This is a genomic window from Verrucomicrobiia bacterium, assembly GCA_019634635.1.
In the GTDB taxonomy this organism is placed as follows: Bacteria; Verrucomicrobiota; Verrucomicrobiia; order Limisphaerales; family UBA9464; genus UBA9464.
Genome location: JAHCBB010000006.1, coordinates 118,298 through 136,455, shown reverse-complemented (window position 1 = coordinate 136,455; position 18,158 = coordinate 118,298). Strand labels below are relative to the sequence as shown.

19 protein-coding genes are annotated in these 18,158 nt (G+C 66.8%); 10 read left to right on the top strand and 9 right to left on the bottom strand.

Going from position 1 to position 18,158, the window contains the following annotated elements; translation table 11 throughout:
- Positions 1-22 precede the first annotated feature (22 nt).
- The 6 genes from KF791_06130 to KF791_06105 all read right to left on the bottom strand — a co-directional run bounded on the left by KF791_06130 (position 23) and on the right by KF791_06105 (position 3,083).
- Positions 23-685: a tetratricopeptide repeat protein gene (locus KF791_06130; GenBank protein ID MBX3732155.1), complete on the bottom strand. Its 663-nt coding sequence runs from the start codon at positions 683-685 to the stop codon at positions 23-25.
- Positions 686-773: 88 nt separating this feature from the next.
- Positions 774-1,205 carry a type II toxin-antitoxin system VapC family toxin gene (locus KF791_06125; GenBank protein MBX3732154.1) on the bottom strand — a complete coding sequence of 144 codons (432 nt, stop codon included), beginning with the start codon at positions 1,203-1,205 and terminating at the stop codon, positions 774-776.
- Complete coding sequence (locus tag KF791_06120) at positions 1,202-1,447, bottom strand: DUF2191 domain-containing protein (GenBank protein ID MBX3732153.1); 246 nt, start codon at positions 1,445-1,447, stop codon at positions 1,202-1,204. Before KF791_06120 ends, KF791_06125 begins: the two co-directional genes overlap by 4 nt.
- Before the next feature lie 7 nt (positions 1,448-1,454).
- Positions 1,455-1,766, bottom strand: coding sequence for a hypothetical protein (locus KF791_06115; GenBank protein MBX3732152.1), 312 nt, complete (start codon positions 1,764-1,766; stop codon positions 1,455-1,457).
- 513 nt (positions 1,767-2,279) lie between these two features.
- Positions 2,280-2,891: a hypothetical protein gene (locus tag KF791_06110; protein ID MBX3732151.1), complete on the bottom strand. Its 612-nt coding sequence runs from the start codon at positions 2,889-2,891 to the stop codon at positions 2,280-2,282.
- 21 nt (positions 2,892-2,912) lie between these two features.
- Positions 2,913-3,083, bottom strand: coding sequence for a hypothetical protein (locus KF791_06105; GenBank protein MBX3732150.1), 171 nt, complete (start codon positions 3,081-3,083; stop codon positions 2,913-2,915).
- 622 nt (positions 3,084-3,705) lie between these two features.
- Here KF791_06105 and infA point away from each other — a divergent pair.
- Positions 3,706-3,924, top strand: coding sequence for a translation initiation factor IF-1 (gene infA, locus KF791_06100; protein MBX3732149.1), 219 nt, complete (start codon positions 3,706-3,708; stop codon positions 3,922-3,924).
- 40 nt (positions 3,925-3,964) lie between these two features.
- Here infA and KF791_06095 read toward each other — a convergent pair whose 3' ends face one another.
- Positions 3,965-4,363, bottom strand: coding sequence for an ApaG domain (locus KF791_06095; GenBank protein ID MBX3732148.1), 399 nt, complete (start codon positions 4,361-4,363; stop codon positions 3,965-3,967).
- A gap of 185 nt (positions 4,364-4,548) precedes the next feature.
- Between KF791_06095 and KF791_06090 the strand changes: the two genes are divergently transcribed.
- The 7 genes from KF791_06090 (at position 4,549) to KF791_06060 (ending at position 13,151) form a co-directional block, all read left to right on the top strand.
- Positions 4,549-5,868, top strand: a complete 1,320-nt coding sequence (locus KF791_06090; GenBank protein ID MBX3732147.1) for a (Fe-S)-binding protein — start codon at positions 4,549-4,551, stop codon at positions 5,866-5,868.
- 104 nt (positions 5,869-5,972) lie between these two features.
- Positions 5,973-7,541: a SulP family inorganic anion transporter gene (locus KF791_06085; protein ID MBX3732146.1), complete on the top strand. Its 1,569-nt coding sequence runs from the start codon at positions 5,973-5,975 to the stop codon at positions 7,539-7,541.
- 6 nt (positions 7,542-7,547) lie between these two features.
- A complete protein-coding gene (can, locus tag KF791_06080; protein ID MBX3732145.1) occupies positions 7,548-8,201 on the top strand; it encodes a carbonate dehydratase in 654 nt (217 codons plus the stop codon).
- Between the two features lie 28 nt (positions 8,202-8,229).
- Positions 8,230-9,426: a lipid-A-disaccharide synthase gene (gene lpxB / locus KF791_06075; GenBank protein MBX3732144.1), complete on the top strand. Its 1,197-nt coding sequence runs from the start codon at positions 8,230-8,232 to the stop codon at positions 9,424-9,426.
- A gap of 94 nt (positions 9,427-9,520) precedes the next feature.
- On the top strand, positions 9,521-11,116 hold the full coding sequence (locus tag KF791_06070; protein ID MBX3732143.1) for a sugar ABC transporter ATP-binding protein: 1,596 nt from the start codon (positions 9,521-9,523) through the stop codon (positions 11,114-11,116).
- A gap of 119 nt (positions 11,117-11,235) precedes the next feature.
- Positions 11,236-12,108, top strand: coding sequence for an ABC transporter permease (locus tag KF791_06065; GenBank protein MBX3732142.1), 873 nt, complete (start codon positions 11,236-11,238; stop codon positions 12,106-12,108).
- Positions 12,105-13,151, top strand: coding sequence for an ABC transporter permease (locus KF791_06060; GenBank protein ID MBX3732141.1), 1,047 nt, complete (start codon positions 12,105-12,107; stop codon positions 13,149-13,151). The genes KF791_06065 and KF791_06060 overlap by 4 nt, the downstream gene beginning before the upstream one ends.
- Positions 13,152-13,244: 93 nt before the next feature.
- On the opposite strand, the gene KF791_06055 is transcribed toward KF791_06060, so the two are convergent.
- Positions 13,245-13,592, bottom strand: a complete 348-nt coding sequence (locus KF791_06055; protein ID MBX3732140.1) for a hypothetical protein — start codon at positions 13,590-13,592, stop codon at positions 13,245-13,247.
- A gap of 49 nt (positions 13,593-13,641) precedes the next feature.
- On the opposite strand from KF791_06055, the gene KF791_06050 reads away from it, so the two are divergent.
- Complete coding sequence (locus tag KF791_06050) at positions 13,642-14,739, top strand: quinone-dependent dihydroorotate dehydrogenase (GenBank protein ID MBX3732139.1); 1,098 nt, start codon at positions 13,642-13,644, stop codon at positions 14,737-14,739.
- A gap of 49 nt (positions 14,740-14,788) precedes the next feature.
- On the opposite strand, the gene KF791_06045 is transcribed toward KF791_06050, so the two are convergent.
- A complete protein-coding gene (locus KF791_06045) occupies positions 14,789-16,555 on the bottom strand; it encodes an amidohydrolase family protein (GenBank protein MBX3732138.1) in 1,767 nt (588 codons plus the stop codon).
- A gap of 197 nt (positions 16,556-16,752) precedes the next feature.
- Here KF791_06045 and KF791_06040 point away from each other — a divergent pair, with 197 nt between their 5' ends.
- A complete protein-coding gene (locus KF791_06040; GenBank protein ID MBX3732137.1) occupies positions 16,753-18,036 on the top strand; it encodes a Gfo/Idh/MocA family oxidoreductase in 1,284 nt (427 codons plus the stop codon).
- Positions 18,037-18,158: the final 122 nt, after the last annotated feature.

The window sequence follows — 18,158 nt, the reverse complement described above, 5'->3', positions numbered from 1 at the left end:
AGGTCCGTCCGAGCGTCGGCCTTCAAGGGTCTGCCTCCAGGAGCGCCCTCGCCTTCTCCGGATCGAGACGCTTCATCTCCGCCGTGCACTGCAGGGCCTCCGCCTCCCGTCCCAGCCGGTGCAGGGCCTTGGATTGAAAGAACAGCAGTTCGAGATCGGCCGGGGCGATTTCCAGTCCGCGCCGGCAGGCGTCGAGGGCCTCCGGGTTTCTGCCAAGACGGAGCAGCGCCGCGCTTGACCACCGCAGCGCCTCGACGAGCCGCGGGTTGATCTTCAGGGCACGGGCATAACTGGAGACGGCCTCTTCGTGTCGCTCCAGATTCGCCAACGCCATGCCGCGCAGGTGCCAGCCCTGTTCCGACGATGGATAGTCCCCCAGGTAGCGGTCCAGCACGGTCAGCGCCGGTTCAAAGTCGCGGACGCGTCCGAAGGACAGGGCGAGATTGAGCCACGCTGGCTCGTAGTCAGCGTCCAGATCCAGCGCCTGGGCGAAGCACACCCGGGCGTCGTCCACCTTGCCGACCTCCATCAGCGTTGCCCCCCTCGTGTTCCAGCCGGCCGCCCCCTCTGGTTGGGTCATTTTTCCCTCGGGTACCGCGTCAATCATTGCCCGAAACTGGCGGACACATTCCGCGGATGGCGGCGGATCGAGACGGGTCAGTTCCTCCAAGGCCTCGGAGGCCATTCCGCCGCTCCCATCCTCGGTGAGGGCCGGGGGGCCGTCTCGTCGCCTATCTGAGCAACGCGGACGACCTCACTCCAGAATTTCGGGATCATCCCGCAAGCGGATTTCTCCATTTGAGGCCTCGGAAGCGTGAGAAGTCGGCGTCGGTCGAATGCAGCACGGCGTTGTGTTCCACGGCGAGCGCCGCGAGGTGGGCGTCGGAAACCAGGTTGCCCACCGCATTCCCGCTCCGGAGCATCTGCTGGAAAATCGTCCAGTGCTGGTCGGTGGGCTGGAGGACCCTCACACAGGGTTGATCGAGCCAGCTCTGCACACGTTCGATGGCTTCCTTGAGCGTGAGCGGACGCTGGTGCAGGCGGGCATTGGTGCCAATGCGGATGAAGGCGTTCAGGACCGGCCAGCACAACCCGACGGTCCCGGAGCCGCTGAGCTGGCCGTCCCACCAGGTCAGGGCGGCTGCGTGGTGTTCCGACAGGCTGTCCTCGGCGTACAGAAGGAGATTGGCATCCACGAGGGTCATGAATGGTCTTCGCCCTCCGCAGCGGCGATGAGTTCGGAGATGTTGTCGTAGGAAAAGCCCTGGCGCAGGCCCAGAGGACGCGGCTTCGTCCGGTAGGGTTTGGCCGCCGGCGGCGCGAGGATGTCATCAAGCCCCGCCCGCAACGCGGCGTTGATCACCTCCTTGAAGGACTTGTTCAGCCGGACCGCCCCCTTCCTCGCCCTGGCCGCAATGTCGGGGTCAAGTGTCAGCGTGGTTCTCACGCAGGCATCATGGTGTCCAGAGGCTGGAAGTCAACGTGCGCGATTGTGGACCGCCCTTCCCGGAGGTCCTGTCGCCTCCGGTTCTGGGGACTTGTGCGAGAATCACCAAATCGTTGACCGCCCGACCAATCGTGACGCCCAGTTGGTGGGCGTAAACGACGCCACCAAAGTAGTGCCCGCCGCGCTGCCGCCGAGTCGCTTCCACCAGCAGATCTTCGTCCTGGCAGAACATGACACGGCCTAACGAAGTTGCCCGGTCCAACAAGGCCGGTTCATCCAACCCCGTCGTGTCATCCAACTGCGCGGTCAGCACATTCACACTCGTCTCGGATTCGGAGGCAATCTCTCTTGCCGCCCTTTCCCTGCACTCTCTCTCCCAGCGGTACCCCGGTGAAGCGAAGCCGTGCTGAGCGGTCCGCCTGTGGAGTCCCCACATGCATGCCGAACTCCCGGTGGCGCGTACGGTTCACGGGGAGCCATCCGGCACCCTCCCCCACCGTTCAATGCCAACGGAACCCCGGTATCCAATCGGGCAGGTTTGCTCCGTTTCTGCTGCGGCACGCCGGAACCTGCCGGTCCGCGGTTCCCAAAACCGCTGACCGGATTCCGACAGATTCCGACAGTGGAAAGGGATGAAACTGCGCGATAACGACCGGAATCGGTCAACCACCGGCGCGAATTTGGGCGTCGCCAACCCCCTCTTGACGAGCCAGATCGGACTTTTGTCACGCAGCGTCGCGCCCTCGAAAATGGCGGTTTCCTAAACCGACGATCCAGGTTCAATTCCGGGTCGGGGTACCATTGCAAGACGCCGCTGGTGGTCCGGGCGTTTTCAGCCGCCGAGGAGGGACTTGTAGTCCGGCGGCGTTTCCCCGTAGCCCACCCTTCGGCGCGCGATGGCCGGCTCGATGATGTCGCGCCGGATGTCAATGCCCTGTCCAAAGAGCTCCCGCCACCGTTGCCGGGTGTTCTCCGGATAACGGTTGGGCGAATCGTCGCCAAAGCCGGGTCGGAAAAGATCAACCGCGTTCTGCAGCTCGTGCTGCAGTTCCCCGGCAGTCGGGTGCCCCGTGAGTTCGCGCACGCGTCGGAAGGCTTCCAGATCCTTCGGCTCCAATCGGTCCAGCTTGCCGATGAGGATATCAATCGGATGCGGAAACACGAATGTCACATGGGCCAGCGTGACGGTCCTGGCGCGCTGACGCCATCGCGGACTGGTTCGAAAGCTCAGTTCGAATCCGAACTCCAAATGAAGCCCGCCGCGGGACTTGTCCAGACCCGCATCCGCAATCAGGCCGCTCAGGTCCTCGTCGTCATCCGAAAACAAGTCCACGTCACCACTCAGCAGCTCGCGATCCAGCGTGAGTTGGAGCGGTGCGGAGCCCTGCACGGTCAGGCGAAACGCACGGTTGGCAGGCAGCGCCGCCTGGAGCCGCTGAAGCACCGGCCGGCGGGCGTGGCCCAGTCAATCTCCGCGCGCCACCAGTCTGCGGTCGAACTCATGTTTGCGCGGACCGATGCCGAGAACGTAAAGGGCCTGCTGGATGAGACGGTTGGTCACCTCCGAATCCCGGGAAAGCTGCCGGGCCAGTCGCTGCTCGCGGGCTCGAAGCGGTCGCAGTTCCCGGAGAAGCAACAGCCGCGCCGCCAGACGCGACTTGCGCCAGGCTCGGTCGCTTTAGTCGCCCGCCCGGTTCACCGCCGGCACGCTAAGTCGCCCAACCGCTTGGAGCCATGCTGGACTCCACCGGACGGCCCGACGGGGCGCATCTCACTTTTTTTTGGGTTCCCAAGGGACAGGACATCTGTTGCACGGGACCTCGCGGAACATTGGTTCCGCGGGCCGCAGAACGCCGGTGGCCCTCCGGGGCTTGGCCCCGCGCCCCCCCGTAGATCCAGTAATGAAGCTGCGATGCCCTCAGTCCATGCGCCTCGGCAAACCGACGGAGTCCCAGATCTCCCTCCCGGTACCTCTGCACCCACCGCTGCCGCTCCGCCGGAGGGACGGAGGCCCTCAGTGCAACGACTTCCATGTTCATCATCCCGGCCTGCCACACCCTCAACCCCTCCGGCAGATGCGCCCCGCTTACCGCTGACATCGGACTGTCGTCACGCACCGACGCGCACCCGAAAATGGCGGTTTTCAAAACCGACGTCCCGCCGTTTCCAAAACGCCGCTTGCACCTGGAGCGGCCCTTTTTGCACTGTGCGGTGTCCGCCGGATCCGGCTCCATGCGGTCACCGGCGCCTCAGGTTGCATGCCCAAGGAAGAACCGATCGAGTTGACGGGCACGGTCACGCAGGTGCTCCCCGGAACCATGTTCCGCGTGCGACTGCCCAACGGGCACGTGGTCCTCGCCCACATCTCGGGGAAAATGCGAAAGAACTTCATCCGGATCAATGTGGGAGACCAAGTGCAGGTCAACCTGTCACCCTACGATCTCGGCAAGGCCCGCATCACCTTCCGGCAACGCTGAGCCGGCCCACCGACCCAACGGCCTGCCCCACCCACCGGCATCAGGCCGCGGCGGGGACCTGCATCCGAAAGGGGTCAATCCGCATCAATACGGCGCGGCCGAGGGCATCCACACCCAGAAACGAACCCTCCGCGGTCGCATGACGGGTGGGAATGGTGTGAAAACTGTTGTAGCTGAAGGAACCACCGGCGGGGATCACCGGTTGCTGGCCCACCACCCCGGTCCCCTCCACGACCCACTGTGTCCCATCCCCATGCAGGACCACCCATTTGCGCCCGCGAATGGTCACCGCCACATCGCTGTGGTTGATCAGGGTCAGGTAGTAGATGAATGCGTGGGGACGCCCCTTGCTCTTCTCCGGGGCGAGGCGGTGATAAACAAGACGGTCCAGAGAGACCCGGAGTCCCGCAAGTTCAACCGGCGCCGCCAGCGTATTCATTGCAACAAGCCTAGAAGTCTTTCGCTTTCAGGACAAGCGGACGCTCACCGTCGCTGCCCGCAGGACGACTGTGCGATGGCCCACACACAGCATCCCGGTCCGATCGCCGCGCGGGAATCCACCCGGGCGAACGGATCGTTTTGCTGGCCGGCATCTTCCCGACCACGCCATGGTGGGCGCGTCCGATGACGTCCGACCGTCCCTCCCCGCTGAAGCACCTCGATTATTCCGTGGTGCAGCAGTGCATGCATTGCGGCCTGTGCCTGCCCACCTGCCCCACCTATGACGCCACGTTGAACGAGCGTCACTCGCCCCGGGGACGAATTGCCCTGATGCGGGCGATTGCCGACGACCGGATGCCGGCGACGCGGACGTTCGCGGAGGAGATGTATTTCTGCCTGGGATGCCTGGCCTGCATGACCGCGTGCCCGGCCGGGGTGAATTACGCAGAACTTTTTGAACAGGCCCGCGCAGAGGCCGAACGCTCCGGGGTGCTGGATTCGCCACGCAGGTCGCTGATCCGGCACGTCACGCTGGGCTGGCTTTTCGATGATTTGCGACGCCTGCACCTGTTGGGACGCATGCTCCGCTGGTGGCAGTCCACGGGGCTGCAGGCGCTGGTGCGGGCCAGCGGGATCCTGCGCCTGCTGCCACGGCGTCTTCGGGAACTTGAGGCCATGACGCCCCAGGTGGAGGGCGCCTTTTCCGCCGACCTGATTCCGCCGGTGTTGCCGGCAACCGGCCCCCGGCGGCATCGGGTCGCGCTGCTCACCGGCTGCGCGCAGGACCTCACCTTCGCCTCGGTGAACCGGGACACGGCGGAGGTGCTGGCGCGCAATGGGTGCGAGGTGATCACGCCGCCCGAGCAGCATTGCTGCGGATCCCTGCACGCCCACAACGGGGAATGGGAGCGGGCCCGGGTCCTCGCCCGCCGGAACCTGGACCAGTTCCCCCCGGCAACCTTTGACGCCATCATCACCAACGCCGGAGGCTGCGGCTCGCACCTCAAGCACTACACCCAGTTGCTGGCGGAGGATCCGCGCTATCGGGATGCCGCGCGGGAGTGGGACCGGAAGGTGAAGGATATCCACGAATGGCTGATGGAGACCGGCATCGAGCCGCCGCCGCCCACCGCCACCACCCAGCGGGTGACGTACCATGAGTCGTGTCATCTCTGCCACGGCCAGCGCATCTCCCGCCAGCCGCGGGAGCTGCTCAAGGCAATTCCCGGGCTGGAACTCGTGGAACTGACCGAGGCGTCCTGGTGCTGCGGCAGCGCCGGCATCTACAACCTCACCCAGCCGGAGATGGCCGGCCAGCTCCTCGAACGAAAGATGGGACACATTGCCGCCACCCGGGCCGGCGTGGTGGCCACCGGCAATCCGGGGTGCCTGCTGCAACTCGTCACCGGATGCAACCAGCGCGGTGTTTCGTTGCGGGTGGTGCATCCGGTCACGCTGCTCGCCGAAGCCTACCGGCGTCGGGACCTGCCGCCGGCGCATTGAGTGCCGCCGGAATAGTTTTTTCCGCCCGGGCTTGACCCGACGATGCCAGTTGGGAGGCTGGACCCAGTTTTCCACTTCCTCCCGGCGAGCCGTCAATTTTCGCGATGACCAACAATTTCGTCACCCTCCCCACCCTGGGGTCCGCCCGGCGGGACATCCCCGCCGGAATCGTGGTCTTCCTGGTCGCCCTGCCCCTCTGCCTCGGCATTGCCCTCGCATCGGGGGCCCCGCTGTTTGCCGGCATCATCGGCGGCGTGGTGGGCGGGCTGGTGATCAGCCTGCTCTCCGGGTCGGAATTGAGCGTCAGCGGTCCCGCCGCCGGCCTGACCGTCATCGTGTCGGCGGCCATCATCAAGGTGGGCGGTTTCCAGGCCTTCACCGTGGCGGTGATGCTCTCAGGATTGATCCAGCTCGCGTTTGGACTGCTGCGCGCCGGCATCATCGGCGACTACGTGCCCAACAGTGTGATCAAGGGCATGCTGGCCGCGATCGGCATCGTCATCATCATGAAGCAGATTCCCCACGCGCTGGGCGATGACAAGGACTTCCTGGGCGATGAGGCCTTCCGGCAGTCCGGACAATCCAACACCTTTTCGGAGATGTTCGCGTCCCTGGTCTCCCCGAGCCCCGGGGCCATCGCAATCACCGCCGTCGCCCTGCTGCTGCTGTTTGCCTGGGAACGGCCGTTCCTCAAGAACCGCGCGTGGACGACCTGGCTGCCGGGCCCGCTGGTTGCCGTCATTGCCGGCACAGTCCTCAACGAGACCTTCGGCCTTTGGAAACCCGACTGGCAGCTCACCGCTTCGAAACAGCACCTGGTCCAGCTTCCCGTCGCGGGATCCGTCCAGGACTTCTTCGGCATGTTCACCGTTCCCGATTTCACAAGAGTTTTCAGGCCTGAAACCTGGATGGTGGCGTTGACCATCGCGCTCGTGGGCAGCATTGAGACCCTGCTCTGCATCGAAGCCACCGACAAGCTGGACCCGGAACGGCGCATTTCCGACACCAACCGGGAACTGCGTGCCCAGGGCATCGGGAACATGCTTTCCGGCTTTCTGGGCGGCCTGCCGGTCACCTCGGTGATCGTGCGCAGCTCCGCCAACGTGTACGCCGGTGGCCGGACCCGCCTTTCCTGCTTCGTCCACGGCCTCGTCCTGCTGCTGGCCGCAGCGGCCTTTGCACCGCTGCTGAATCGGATCCCCCTCGCCGCGCTGGCGTCGGTGCTGCTGGTGGTGGGCTACAAGCTGTCCTCCCGCAAGATCATGCTGGAGATGTGGGCCCGGGGATGGAGCCAGTTCATCCCCTTCATCATCACCGTGATCGCCATCGTCCTGACCGACCTGCTCAAGGGCATCGGCATCGGGCTCCTGTCGAGCGTGTTCTTTGTGATCCGCAACAACCACCACGCCGCGATCACCCTCGTCAACCAGCAGGAAAACTGGCTCCTGCGCTTCAACAAGGACATGTCGTTCGTCAACAAATCCGAACTCAAGCGGCGCCTGCGGCGGATTCCGAACGATTCGGTGGTGATCGTGGACGGCACAAAGTCGCTGTATGTGGACGGCGACGTTTACGACACGCTCAAGGAGTTCGAGACGGCCGCCTCGTACCGCGGCATCCGGCTGGAGTACCACAACTTCTTCAACAAAGAGATCGCCACCAAAACCGCGTGACCCCCCATGGAAGACTACAAGCGTCTGCTTCTCAACAATCAGGCCTGGGTGCAGGACAAGCTCAGCCTGCGCCCGGACTTCTTCACCGCGTCCTCCGCGAGCCAGCAACCGGCCTTTCTCTGGATTGGCTGCTCCGACAGCCGGGTGCCGGCCGAGGAGGTCACCGGTGCCACCCCCGGCGAACTCTTCGTGCATCGCAACATCGCGAATCTCGTGGTGCACACCGACTTCAACATGCTCAGCGTCGTGCAGTACGCGGTGGAGGTGCTCAAGGTGAAGCACGTCATCATTTGCGGCCACTACGGATGCGGCGGCGTTCGGGCCGCCATGTCCCGGAAACACCTGGGCCTGATCAACAAGTGGCTTCGCCACCTCAAGGACATCTACCGCATGCACGCCACCGAACTCGACGCGATGCCCGACGAGGAGCGCCGCGCCGACCGTCTCGCCGAGCTGAACGTCTACGAGCAGGTCCATCACCTCGCCGAGCTCTCATTCGTCCAATGGGCATGGAAGGAGGAGAAGCGGCCCTCCATCCACGGGTGGATCTACGACATGCGCACCGGCCACCTGAAGCAGCTGGCCAAGGTGGATGCCAACAGCGTACCTCACAACGTCTTCATGTATGAGTTTCCCGACGAACCCGTGCTGAAGTCATGAGCGGCGGCCGGGTTCCGGCGGCGTGGCAATGAAGCCGTTTGCGATCCTGCTGGTCGCCGGCGATCCCAGCGGCGACCTCGCGGCAGCCGAACTGGTCCGGGCCCTCGGCCGCGCGGCGGGTCCGGTCCCGCCGCGATGCTTCGGCGCCGGCGGACCGGCCATGGCCGCTGCGGGGGTGACCCTCCATCACGAGATGACCCGCCACTCCGTGATCGGCGTCGAAATCCTGCGCCGGATTTCCTGGTTCCGACGCGCGCTTCTCGACCTCGTTCGCCTTGCCCGGACGGAAGGCGCCGATGCCGTGGTCGGCGTGGACTACGCCGGATTCAACCTGCGCCTGGCCTCAGCCGTCCATGAGGCCCGACTCCAGTCCCAGGGGCCGTTTCGGAACTGGCGTCCACGCATCATCCAGTACATCGCCCCCCAGGTCTGGGCGTCGCGGCCTGGACGCGCCCGCCGGATGGAACGGACGCACGACCTGCTGCTCTCGATCCTGCCGTTCGAAAAAGGGTGGTTCGCAGAGAACGCCCCGCGCCTCCCCGTGACCTTTGTGGGCCATCCGATCGTGGATCGCCATGCCACCGCGCCGCCGCCCCACGATGGGGAACCTGCCACGGACCGCCCCCCGCTGCTGGTGTTGCTTCCCGGAAGCCGGCCGGGCGAACTGCAGCGGCACCTTCCCGTGATGCTCCCGGCGGCACGCGCGGTGGCCCAACGCACGGGATGCCGCCTCCGGATGGTGCTGCCGCGCGAGGAACTCCGCCCGGCCGCCCAGGCGATGACCCGCGACTTCGCAGAAGCGATCATCCAGGTTGGCGGCCTCGACGCCACGTTGCGCGAGGCCACCGTTGCGCTCGCCTCCACCGGCACCGTGACCCTCGAGTGCGCGTGGTATGGGGTGCCCACCGTCGCGCTGTATCGCACCTCGCGGCTCACGTTTGAGATCGGACGCCGGATCGTCACGGTGCCCCACCTCGCCATGCCCAACCTGCTGGCGGGCGCGCCCATCATGCCCGAGTTCGTCCAGCACTTGGCCACACCCGGCGCGCTCGCGGAGGCGCTGCTGTCCCTGCTGGAAGCTCCACACCGCCGTCAAGTCCTGCGCGGGCAGCTTCGCGCGATCGCCCGATCCCTCGGCCCCCCGGGAGCCTCCGACCGCGCGGCCGCAGCGCTGCTGGCGTTGCTCCGTGGCGGGACCCCGACGTCGGGGGCGACGACACGCTGATCCGGCGATCGCTCCCAATGTCCCCGACCCATCCCATGGAACCTTGCGGGTCCGTCCCGGATGCAACAGATCCCGCGCCACCGTCCAACGTCCCGTGAACGCTCCCCTCCTCCAACTCCACGGCATCGAGAAGTCCTTCGGTGCCGTCCGCGCTCTTGGAGGGGTCTCGTTCGAACTGCGGCCTGGGGAAATCCACGCGCTGCTCGGGGAAAATGGCGCCGGCAAGTCCACCCTGATCCGGATGATCACCGGCGCCCACACCCCGGACGCCGGAACCATCACCATCGCCGGCGAACAGGTTCGCAATCTCACTCCCGATTCGGCCCGCCGACTTGGCATTGCCTGCGTGTACCAGCAGCCCGCGCTGTTCCCCGGGCTCACCGTCGCCGAAAACCTCGCGCTGCGATTGGAGTCGGGTTCAGCCTTCCGGAGGATTTCATGGTCGGCTCGCCGGGCCCGCGCGGCGGGACTCCTCGGGAAGGTCGGTGCCCGGATCGCACCCGAGTCCCTCGTGGAGACGCTCTCCATGCCCGCGCAGCAGCTGGTCGAAATCGCCTGCGCCCTCGGGACGGGTGCCCGGGTGCTGCTCCTGGACGAGCCCACCGCGTCACTCACCCGCGACGATCAGGCGCGGTTGCACACCCTGCTCCGGAGGCTGCGTGATCAGGGCACCGGGATTCTCTATATCACCCACCGTTTGGAGGAGGTGTTCGCTCTTGCCGACCGGGTCACCGTTCTGCGCGATGGCCGGAGCGTCGGGACACACCGGGTCCGCGGTCCCGAAGTGGAGTCTTCACTCGGAAATCCGCCTTCGCCGGGGAATGGCGCCAGTCCGGGACCAGAACCCATGGAGGGGAAGCGGCTGGATGAACCGGCCTTGATCCGGCTGATGGTCGGGCGCGATGTGCGACCCGGACGCCTCCAGCCGGGATGCAGGCGCGGACCGGTCGTGCTCACGCTCCATCGGGTGGCCTGCGCCAGCACTGGCGTTCGCGACGTCTCCCTGGAGGTCCACGCGGGGGAGATCGTGGGTCTTGCAGGGATGGTGGGCTCAGGACGCACCGAACTCGCACGGATCCTCTTCGGCCTGGATCCCTGCGATTCCGGTGAAATCCGGATCCACGACCGGAGGGTGCACCTTCGAAACCCTCGCGACGCCATCCAGGCCGGGATCGCCTGCCTTCCCGAGGACCGCCGCCGGCACGGAGTGATCCTTGAGATGCCCATTGCCCACAACGTCACTCTTGCCGTGCACCCCACGTTGTTCCCGGGCGGATGGATCCGGGAGCGGGCCGAGCAGGAGTTGACCGCCGGTTTTCTCCGCAACCTTGGGATTCGGGCACCGGACGGGCAGACACCGGCAGGTGCGCTCTCCGGGGGCAACCAGCAGAAGGTCGCCCTCGCCCGATGGCTCGCAGCGGCACCGAAGGTCCTCATCCTCGATGAGCCCACCCAGGGCGTGGACGTTGGGGCCAAGGAGGAAATCCACCGCCGCATCCGCCAACTTGCGGACGACGGTCTCGCCGTGCTGATGATCTCCAGCGATCTTCCGGAGGTGCTCACCTTGAGCGACCGGATCGGCGTGATGCGAGCCGGCAGAATGGTCGCAACAATGCCCGGCGGGTCCGACCCCGACGCCGTGATGGCCGCGGCCCTGGGGGGCCCCACTGCCAAGGATCCCGCGCCGTGACGCCTTTCGATCCGAACACGGCGCATCCGATCGGCACGGGATCCCCCGCGCCGTGGCGTCGGCTCTTCGCATCCCGCGAAGCGTCGGTGACCGCGGTGCTGCTCCTGCTCCTGATTTTCATGGCGGTGACTGCGCCCGGATTTTTCGAGCCCCAACCCCTGCTGTCCCGCCTCGCGGCGGCTGCGCCGCGCCTCGTGGTCGCCTGCGGCATGGCGGTGGTGATGCTCACCCGTCAGATAGACATCTCGGTCGGTTCCCTGTTCGCCTGGTGCTCCGTGGTTGCCGGGCTGCTCGCGGGCGCCCGCCCTTCCCCGCCCCTGGCACTGGCCGCCGCGGTGGCCCTGGGGGCCGCCGGCGGTGTGATCAACGGCGCGTTGGTGGCCGGACTCCGCCTCCCGGCGATCGTGGTCACGCTGGCCACCCTCGTCACCTGGCGGGAGGCGCTGCGGCTGTACCGGCAGGGCGTCTTCGTGAACCTGCCGGAGGGCCTTCAGTGGTTCGGCCTTCCGATGAGGACCGGCCAACTCCTCGTATGCGCCATCGCCCTGGTGGTCCTGTGCGGACTCGCCCTGGTCCTGCGCCAACTCGCAATCGGGCGACAGGTGTACGCGGTGGGTGCCGACGCGGAGGCCGCCCGGCTCGCCGGGTTGCGTCCGCGCCGCGTCACTTTCGGAGCCTTCGTGCTGCTCGGCGCACTCACCGGCCTGGCGGCGGTGTTGAACCTGGTTCAATCGCCGCAGGTGGATCCCGCCACCGGACGTCTGCTGGAGCTTGAAGTCATCGCCGCGGCGGTTGTCGGCGGCGTGGCGGTCTCAGGGGGCCGGGGGTCGCTTCCGGGAGTCTTTTCGGGCTTCCTGCTCCTCACCTGCATTTCCCCTGCGCTGACCTACCTGGGCGTGAAGCCATATTGGGACAAGGCCATCCAGGGCCTTCTGATCCTCGCTGCCGTCGCCGCGGAGGGAATTCGGCGTCGAAAGGAGCCGCGAGGATGAGCCGACCGAAATCCTCCCCGGCCGCAAGCCGCCTTCGACGGGCCTCCCGACGGCACGAGTGGCTGCTCCTGGGCATCCTGGCCGCCGAGGTCCTCGTTTTCAGTCTGGCCGGACGCAATTTTCTGACTGCCGACAACATCGCCAACCTGGTGCGCCACTCCACGGAGATCGGTCTGCTGGCGCTGGTGATGCTGCCGGTGATCCTGACCGGCGGCATTGACCTGTCCGTGGGTTCGCTGCTTGGCCTGTGCGCCGTGGTGTTCGGCTCGATCTGGCGCGATTGGGGGTGGCCCTGGCCACTGGCGGCAGGTGGGGCCCTCGTCGTGGGTGCGCTCGGAGGCGGCTTCAATGCCTCCCTGATTTCCGGGCTGCGGCTGCCACCCCTGATCGTCACGCTCGCCACGTATTCGTTGTTCCGGGGTCTTGCCGAGGCCCTGACCCGGGGAACCGACGCGTTCACCCGCTTTCCGGAGTCCTTCCTGTTCCTCGGTTCCGGTCGCGTCGGCGGGATTCCCGTCCAGGCCTGGATCCTTGGAGGCGCCGCCATGCTGCTCTGGCTCTCGGTGCACCGCATGACCTGGGGACGTTCCTGGAGGGCGATCGGGTTTTCCCCGGAGGGCGCCCTGCACGCCGGACTGCCGGTGTCCCGTCGGGTGGTGACCACCTACGTGGTCGCAGGCTTGGCCGCCGGCGTGGCGGCTCTGACCTATGCGGCGCGTCTTGGGACGGCGAAGGCCGACGCCGGCACTGGATACGAACTCGCGGCGATCACCGCCGTGGTGCTGGGCGGCGCCAGCATCTTCGGTGGCACCGGGACTGTCGCAGGCACCCTGCTCGGCGTGGCGATCATCGCGGTCCTGACCAATGGGCTGGGACGCCTGCCGGCCACCCTCAGCATTGCCGGCGAGCTCTCCGGGCTGTGCACCGGGCTGGTGCTGCTCGCCGCGCTCGCCGGATCCGCGTTCAGCGACTGGTGGGCCGGTCGCTCCAGCCGCTGCCGGGGCGCGACACCCGGGGATGGCACAGCCCCGACCCCGACGTAGCGCCCGGGCTGCGGGCACCCGGCCGGCTTCAAGGCGAAGCCGCGGCACGACCTTCCACTCGAACCCGGGGGACCGAAACCCGCGCAATTTCCTTCACGGCGACGGGATCACCCGGATGCTTCCGTCCTGCGGATTGTACTGAAACGCCTGGCCCCTTGGCGCCGCGGGCAATGCCTGCAGGTACCGATGTTGCACCAGTTCGTTGAGATCACCCGGATACCGGTCCTCCATCGCGTGAAACTTCTGGATCGCCCCGGTCAACTCCGCCGCCGAAGTGACCCGGATCGCGGTCTGTTTCGCCCGCCCCTGGGCGGCGAGGTAGTCCAGCGGTGCGGTGGCCGGATGGGCATCCGCCGCTGGAGAGGTCGCGGCGGGATCCCGCCGGCCACAACCGGCGGCGAGGAGTCCCGAAATCAACAGCAGGCCGATGAGGACTTTCACGGACTCACGCTAGCCCGCGTCCGCCGCCTTTGCCAGAGTTCCCGGGTTCATGAGCTGGCTCTATCGCCGCGTCGCCCGCCCGCTGCTGTTTCTTCAGGACGCGGAATCGGCTCACAACCGGACCCTTGCCGCCCTCGCCCTCGCCAGCCGCTGGCGTCCGGCGCTGTCGTTCACCCGGTCCCTGTACCGGCCCGCGGAACTTCCGGTGAGGTGTCTCGGGCTGTCCTTTCCGAACCCGGTTGGACTCGCCGCCGGCATGGACAAAAAGGGGATCGCGCTGCCGCTGTGGGAGGCTCTGGGGTTCGGATTCTCGGAACTGGGTGGCATCACCTGGCATGCGCAGCCGGGCAACCCCCCGCCCCGCATGTTCCGCATTGCCGCCGAGGAGGCGCTGATCAACCGCATGGGGTTCAACAACGCCGGAGCCCCCGCCCTCGCGCAGCGGCTTGAGGACTGGCGACGGCGCCACCTCTGGCCACCCCATCCGGTGGGCATCAATCTCGGCAAATCGAAGATCACTCCGCTGGACGCAGCCGCCGCAGACTACGCGGATTCCTTCGCCGCGCTCCGGACGCTCGCCGACTTTTTCGTGGTCAACGTGAGTTCGCCCAACACACCCAACCTCCGACGACTGCAGGACCGCGCCGCCCTCGACGAAATCCTTGCCGCCCTCCAGTCCCGCAATGTCGCCGACACGTCGGCCCCCCGTCGGCCTGTGCTGGTCAAGGTGGCGCCGGATCTCACGCCGGATGCCCTCGACGAGGTCGTGGACGTGGCGCTCGCGCGTGGAGTGGCGGGGCTGGTGGCCACCAACACCACGACCGAGCGGCCCGCGACCGCGGATCCCGGCCTGGCCGCGCGCTACCGCGAGACCGGCGGCCTGAGCGGACGCCCGCTGCGCCAGCGCAGCACCGAAGTGGTCCGGCACCTGTACCGGCAATCACAGGGTCGCCTCGCGCTGGTCGCGGTCGGCGGCATCTCGTCCCCGGCAGATGCCTGGGAGAAGGTCATCGCGGGCGCCAATCTCCTGCAACTCTACTCCGCACTTGTTTTCCAAGGCCCGGACCTGGCGGGCACGATCGTGGACGGCCTCCGCGAGCGGCTTGCCGGCGGGCGGTGGGAGGATGCCGTGGGCAGCGCCAACTGACCCACCAATGCCGGGCCACTCCACACTCCAGGGGGAATCCGTCAATCGATCACCGCCGAAACACAAGCCAGCCAAAGCGGGCGGGGGTGTGAAACGTTCCGGATAGCGTCGGGTTCGACGCCAGAAACGCCCGGTTCGCCCGGTCTATCCGGTACACGTTGGCCCGCCAGCGCGTGCCTTCGACCGGTGCATCCCCATGAAGCGAGGCGAGCGGAATGCGGGCTTCGCAGATCCACACCCGGCGTTCGGGATGGACGGTCACCGCCCACTCCATCCCGCTGCTCCAGTCGAAATCCGGTTTCGAGTCCCGGATTTGCAGATCCAGTGCCTCGTTGTTGGGGGCCCACTCATATTCCGTGTAGTGCCGCGGGTGCTCCAGGCTTGGGGCCACAAACAATTCGACCACATCCCGGTCCCACAGCGCCTCCGGGGACCGGATCCGTTCACCCGGCACGGGGGGGCCAAAATCGGTCAATTCCGTGAACGGGCACTCGTAGCCGACATAGAGATGCCGGTCGGACCACAGGAACCTCACCTCCGTGGACAGTTCGGGCCGCGCCCGCCCGTCCCGGGATTCCTGCTCGAGCGGAAACGCCGGGGTGTTCCGCCATTCCGGTTCGTCGAGGCGTCCATCGGGCGAGAAATCCCGCAGGATATGGCGCGCTTCCAGAACGGCCGGTGGCATGGATCGGGCGAGCAGCCGTCGGGCGTTGTCAAAATAGATCTTCCGCAGCACCCTTGGCGGGAGCCCGATGCTGGAGATCGTCCAGTCGCCCTGGATCGGCGTCATGTGCGGCCAGTCGCGATCCTCCGTTTCCAGCCAGCGCCATTCCTTGAGGAAAAACGCCACCCCCTCGTCATCGGTCGGCCGTTCCGCATCGCCTGCGGAACCAAGGATCAGCCGGTCGTACACCTGGAAGTCGGACGCGAAGAGGATCCGGTCCGCGTGGGTCGTGAAGAGCCGGCGCAGGCGGACGGGGTCGTGCCGGCCCAGTTCCGGGATCCGGGCGGCCAGATCGGCGTTCAGGTTGGGCAGCCGCACCAGTTCGCGCTCCACCCAGTCCAGGTCCTCTGCGTTGTTGGCGAAGTGAACCGCCACAAAGGTCGTCCCGGGGTGGCGCTCAATCACCCGGCTGAGGGCGGCGAGAAGGGCCTCCCGCGGCGGGAACTGCGCGGGATCGCCAAACCACCATTTCGGATGGTCCTTCAGTTCCGCCCACCGCTCGTTCTGCGCGTTGTAGGGGAGCCAGAAGGCACGCGGATCCGCCACATGGATGCTGACCGGCATCCCCAGCTCGCCACACCGCCGCCACACCCCGTCCAGGCGCGGATCATCAATCCGGATCAGCTCGCCCGCACCGTCCCGGAGGTATAGTCCGAGACGCTTGAACTCCTTCAGCCCCGCCGCACCCAACCGATGCGCCGTCTCGACCTGGCGGATCGCCTGTTCCGGGAACCCGGGATCGTCCCAGCCCGTGTAGTCGAGGTTGAAGTAGGCGACGAAGCGGCCGGGGGCGGTCGCTTCGGCAAGGTCGCGCCAGCGTTCGAAGGCGGACGGCTGCCCGGCGGCGGCGGTGACCGTGCCACCGCTCAGGTTCACCGCCACACCAATGCCGGACCGGTCGAGAATGCCCACGGCCCGGCGCATCTGGGGCTCGGCGGCGGCAATGTGCTGGTGCAGGTCCACGATCCGGCGTGCCTCGCGCCATCCGTCCCCCGGCCATGGCGGGGGCATCGGATCGGCGCCATGCAGGATCACGGTGCCCCACATCGCAAGAATCACCCTCCAAGAACCGATTCGTTGACGCGTGGCCATGGGGCATTCAGCGCAAGGCGTCCACTCCTGGCGAGCCGGATCCGCGCAGACCTGCAACAAGTCTCTCCGGCGCGTTTTGGAGAAGCGATCCCGCGGAGCGCCGGAAGCCTTGCGCCTGCGAGGGCCCGATCCGGCACGCGAAAATCCCCTCTGAATAGCTCCCAGGTCGCCTCGTCACAGCTCCGGCATTTGACTCCATGAACACCCGCAGTCCCCACACCCGCCGCGCCTTTCTCAAAACCTCCATCGCCTCGATGGGCACGGTGAGTCTCGTTCCAAGACACATCCTCGGCGGCCAGGGATTCACGCCGCCCAGCGAGATGCTGACCCGGGCCGTGATCGGGACCGGGGGCATGGGCATGGGCCACGTGACCTCGATCAACACCGCCTGCAAGTTGCTCGCGGTCTGTGACGTGGACGCCAACCATCTGGCCGCGGCCGTGAAGGCGGGAGGCTCCGATTGCAAGGGCTACCGCGACTACCGCGAGGTGCTCGCGCGGAAGGACATTGATATCGTCCACATCCCCACCCCGCCCCACTGGCACGCCCTGATGGCGGTCGAGGCCGCCCGCGCCGGCAAGGACATCTGGTGCGAGAAGCCCATGACCCGCACGGTCGCCGAAGGCGAAGCCGTGGTCGCCGCCGTCCAGCAGCATCGGCGGATGTTCCGGCTGAACACATGGTTCCGCTTTCAGGACGGACTCTATGGCATGGGCGTGCCCGCCAAACCGATCAAGAAGGCGGTGCAGGCGGGCCTGCTTGGCTGGCCGCTGAAGGCCACGCTCAGCGCTTCCACGGGATTCGACTGGAAGTTTGGCTGGGTCGGCCGCACCGACCTCACCCCGCAGCCCGTCCCGCCACAGCTCGACTACGACTTTTGGCTCGGACCCGCCCCGTTCAAGCCCTACCACCCGCACCGCGTCCACGGCACCTTCCGGGGATACTGGGACTATGACGGCGGCGGCCTCGGCGACATGGGCCAGCACTACCTCGACCCGGTCCAGTATCTGCTTGGCAAGGACGATGAAAGCCCCGTCGAGATCGAGGCGGATGCGCCGCCACAGGATGCGGATGCCGTCGGCATTTTCCGGGTGATCCGGCTGAAGTACCGCGACGGCTGCGAGATCATTCTGGACGGTGAGGACCGCGATAAATCGGCCGCATTCCTTCAGGGACCCAACGGCAGGATCTCCAAGGGCCTGGCGTCGGATATTCCGGATCTCGAGACAAAGCTTGCCGCACTGCCGGATCCCGAGCCCCAGGTCACGGACTTCGTCGAGTCCGTGAAGGCGCGCCGGAAGTTCGCGCTGAACGAGGTCAACGGGCACCGCTCCTGCACGCTGGTGAACCTCGCCAAGACGGCCATGCAGACCGGCCGCGTGCTGCGCTTCGATCCGACGACCCAGCGGTTCGTCGGCGACACCGAGGCCAACGGGTATTTGACGCAACCCATGCGCGCCCCCTGGACCCTTGCGGTATAGCGCCCGCGCCGGTTTTGGAGACTGACGTCGCATCCCGTCGTCATCCCTGGTTGAATACCGCAGGATCCCCGGCCACCTCGGACGGGCCTGTGGCCATGCGCTCGGCGTTCGAGGGCTGCGGA

What these genes read in the sequence shown, in the direction of transcription:
- can (MBX3732145.1), top strand. Translation starts at nt 7,548, where the DNA reads ATGGAAGACTACAAGCGTCTGCTTCTCAACAATCAGGCCTGGGTGCAG.
- KF791_06090 (MBX3732147.1), top strand. Translation starts at nt 4,549, where the DNA reads ATGACGTCCGACCGTCCCTCCCCGCTGAAGCACCTCGATTATTCCGTG.
- KF791_06065 (MBX3732142.1), top strand. Translation starts at nt 11,236, where the DNA reads ATGGCGGTGACTGCGCCCGGATTTTTCGAGCCCCAACCCCTGCTGTCC.
- infA (MBX3732149.1), top strand. Translation starts at nt 3,706, where the DNA reads ATGCCCAAGGAAGAACCGATCGAGTTGACGGGCACGGTCACGCAGGTG.
- KF791_06125 (MBX3732154.1), bottom strand. Translation starts at nt 1,205, where the DNA reads ATGACCCTCGTGGATGCCAATCTCCTTCTGTACGCCGAGGACAGCCTG.
- KF791_06045 (MBX3732138.1), bottom strand. Translation starts at nt 16,555, where the DNA reads ATGGCCACGCGTCAACGAATCGGTTCTTGGAGGGTGATTCTTGCGATG.
- KF791_06095 (MBX3732148.1), bottom strand. Translation starts at nt 4,363, where the DNA reads ATGAATACGCTGGCGGCGCCGGTTGAACTTGCGGGACTCCGGGTCTCT.
- lpxB (MBX3732144.1), top strand. Translation starts at nt 8,230, where the DNA reads ATGAAGCCGTTTGCGATCCTGCTGGTCGCCGGCGATCCCAGCGGCGAC.
- KF791_06060 (MBX3732141.1), top strand. Translation starts at nt 12,105, where the DNA reads ATGAGCCGACCGAAATCCTCCCCGGCCGCAAGCCGCCTTCGACGGGCC.
- KF791_06130 (MBX3732155.1), bottom strand. Translation starts at nt 685, where the DNA reads ATGGCCTCCGAGGCCTTGGAGGAACTGACCCGTCTCGATCCGCCGCCA.
- KF791_06085 (MBX3732146.1), top strand. Translation starts at nt 5,973, where the DNA reads ATGACCAACAATTTCGTCACCCTCCCCACCCTGGGGTCCGCCCGGCGG.
- KF791_06040 (MBX3732137.1), top strand. Translation starts at nt 16,753, where the DNA reads ATGAACACCCGCAGTCCCCACACCCGCCGCGCCTTTCTCAAAACCTCC.
- KF791_06050 (MBX3732139.1), top strand. Translation starts at nt 13,642, where the DNA reads ATGAGCTGGCTCTATCGCCGCGTCGCCCGCCCGCTGCTGTTTCTTCAG.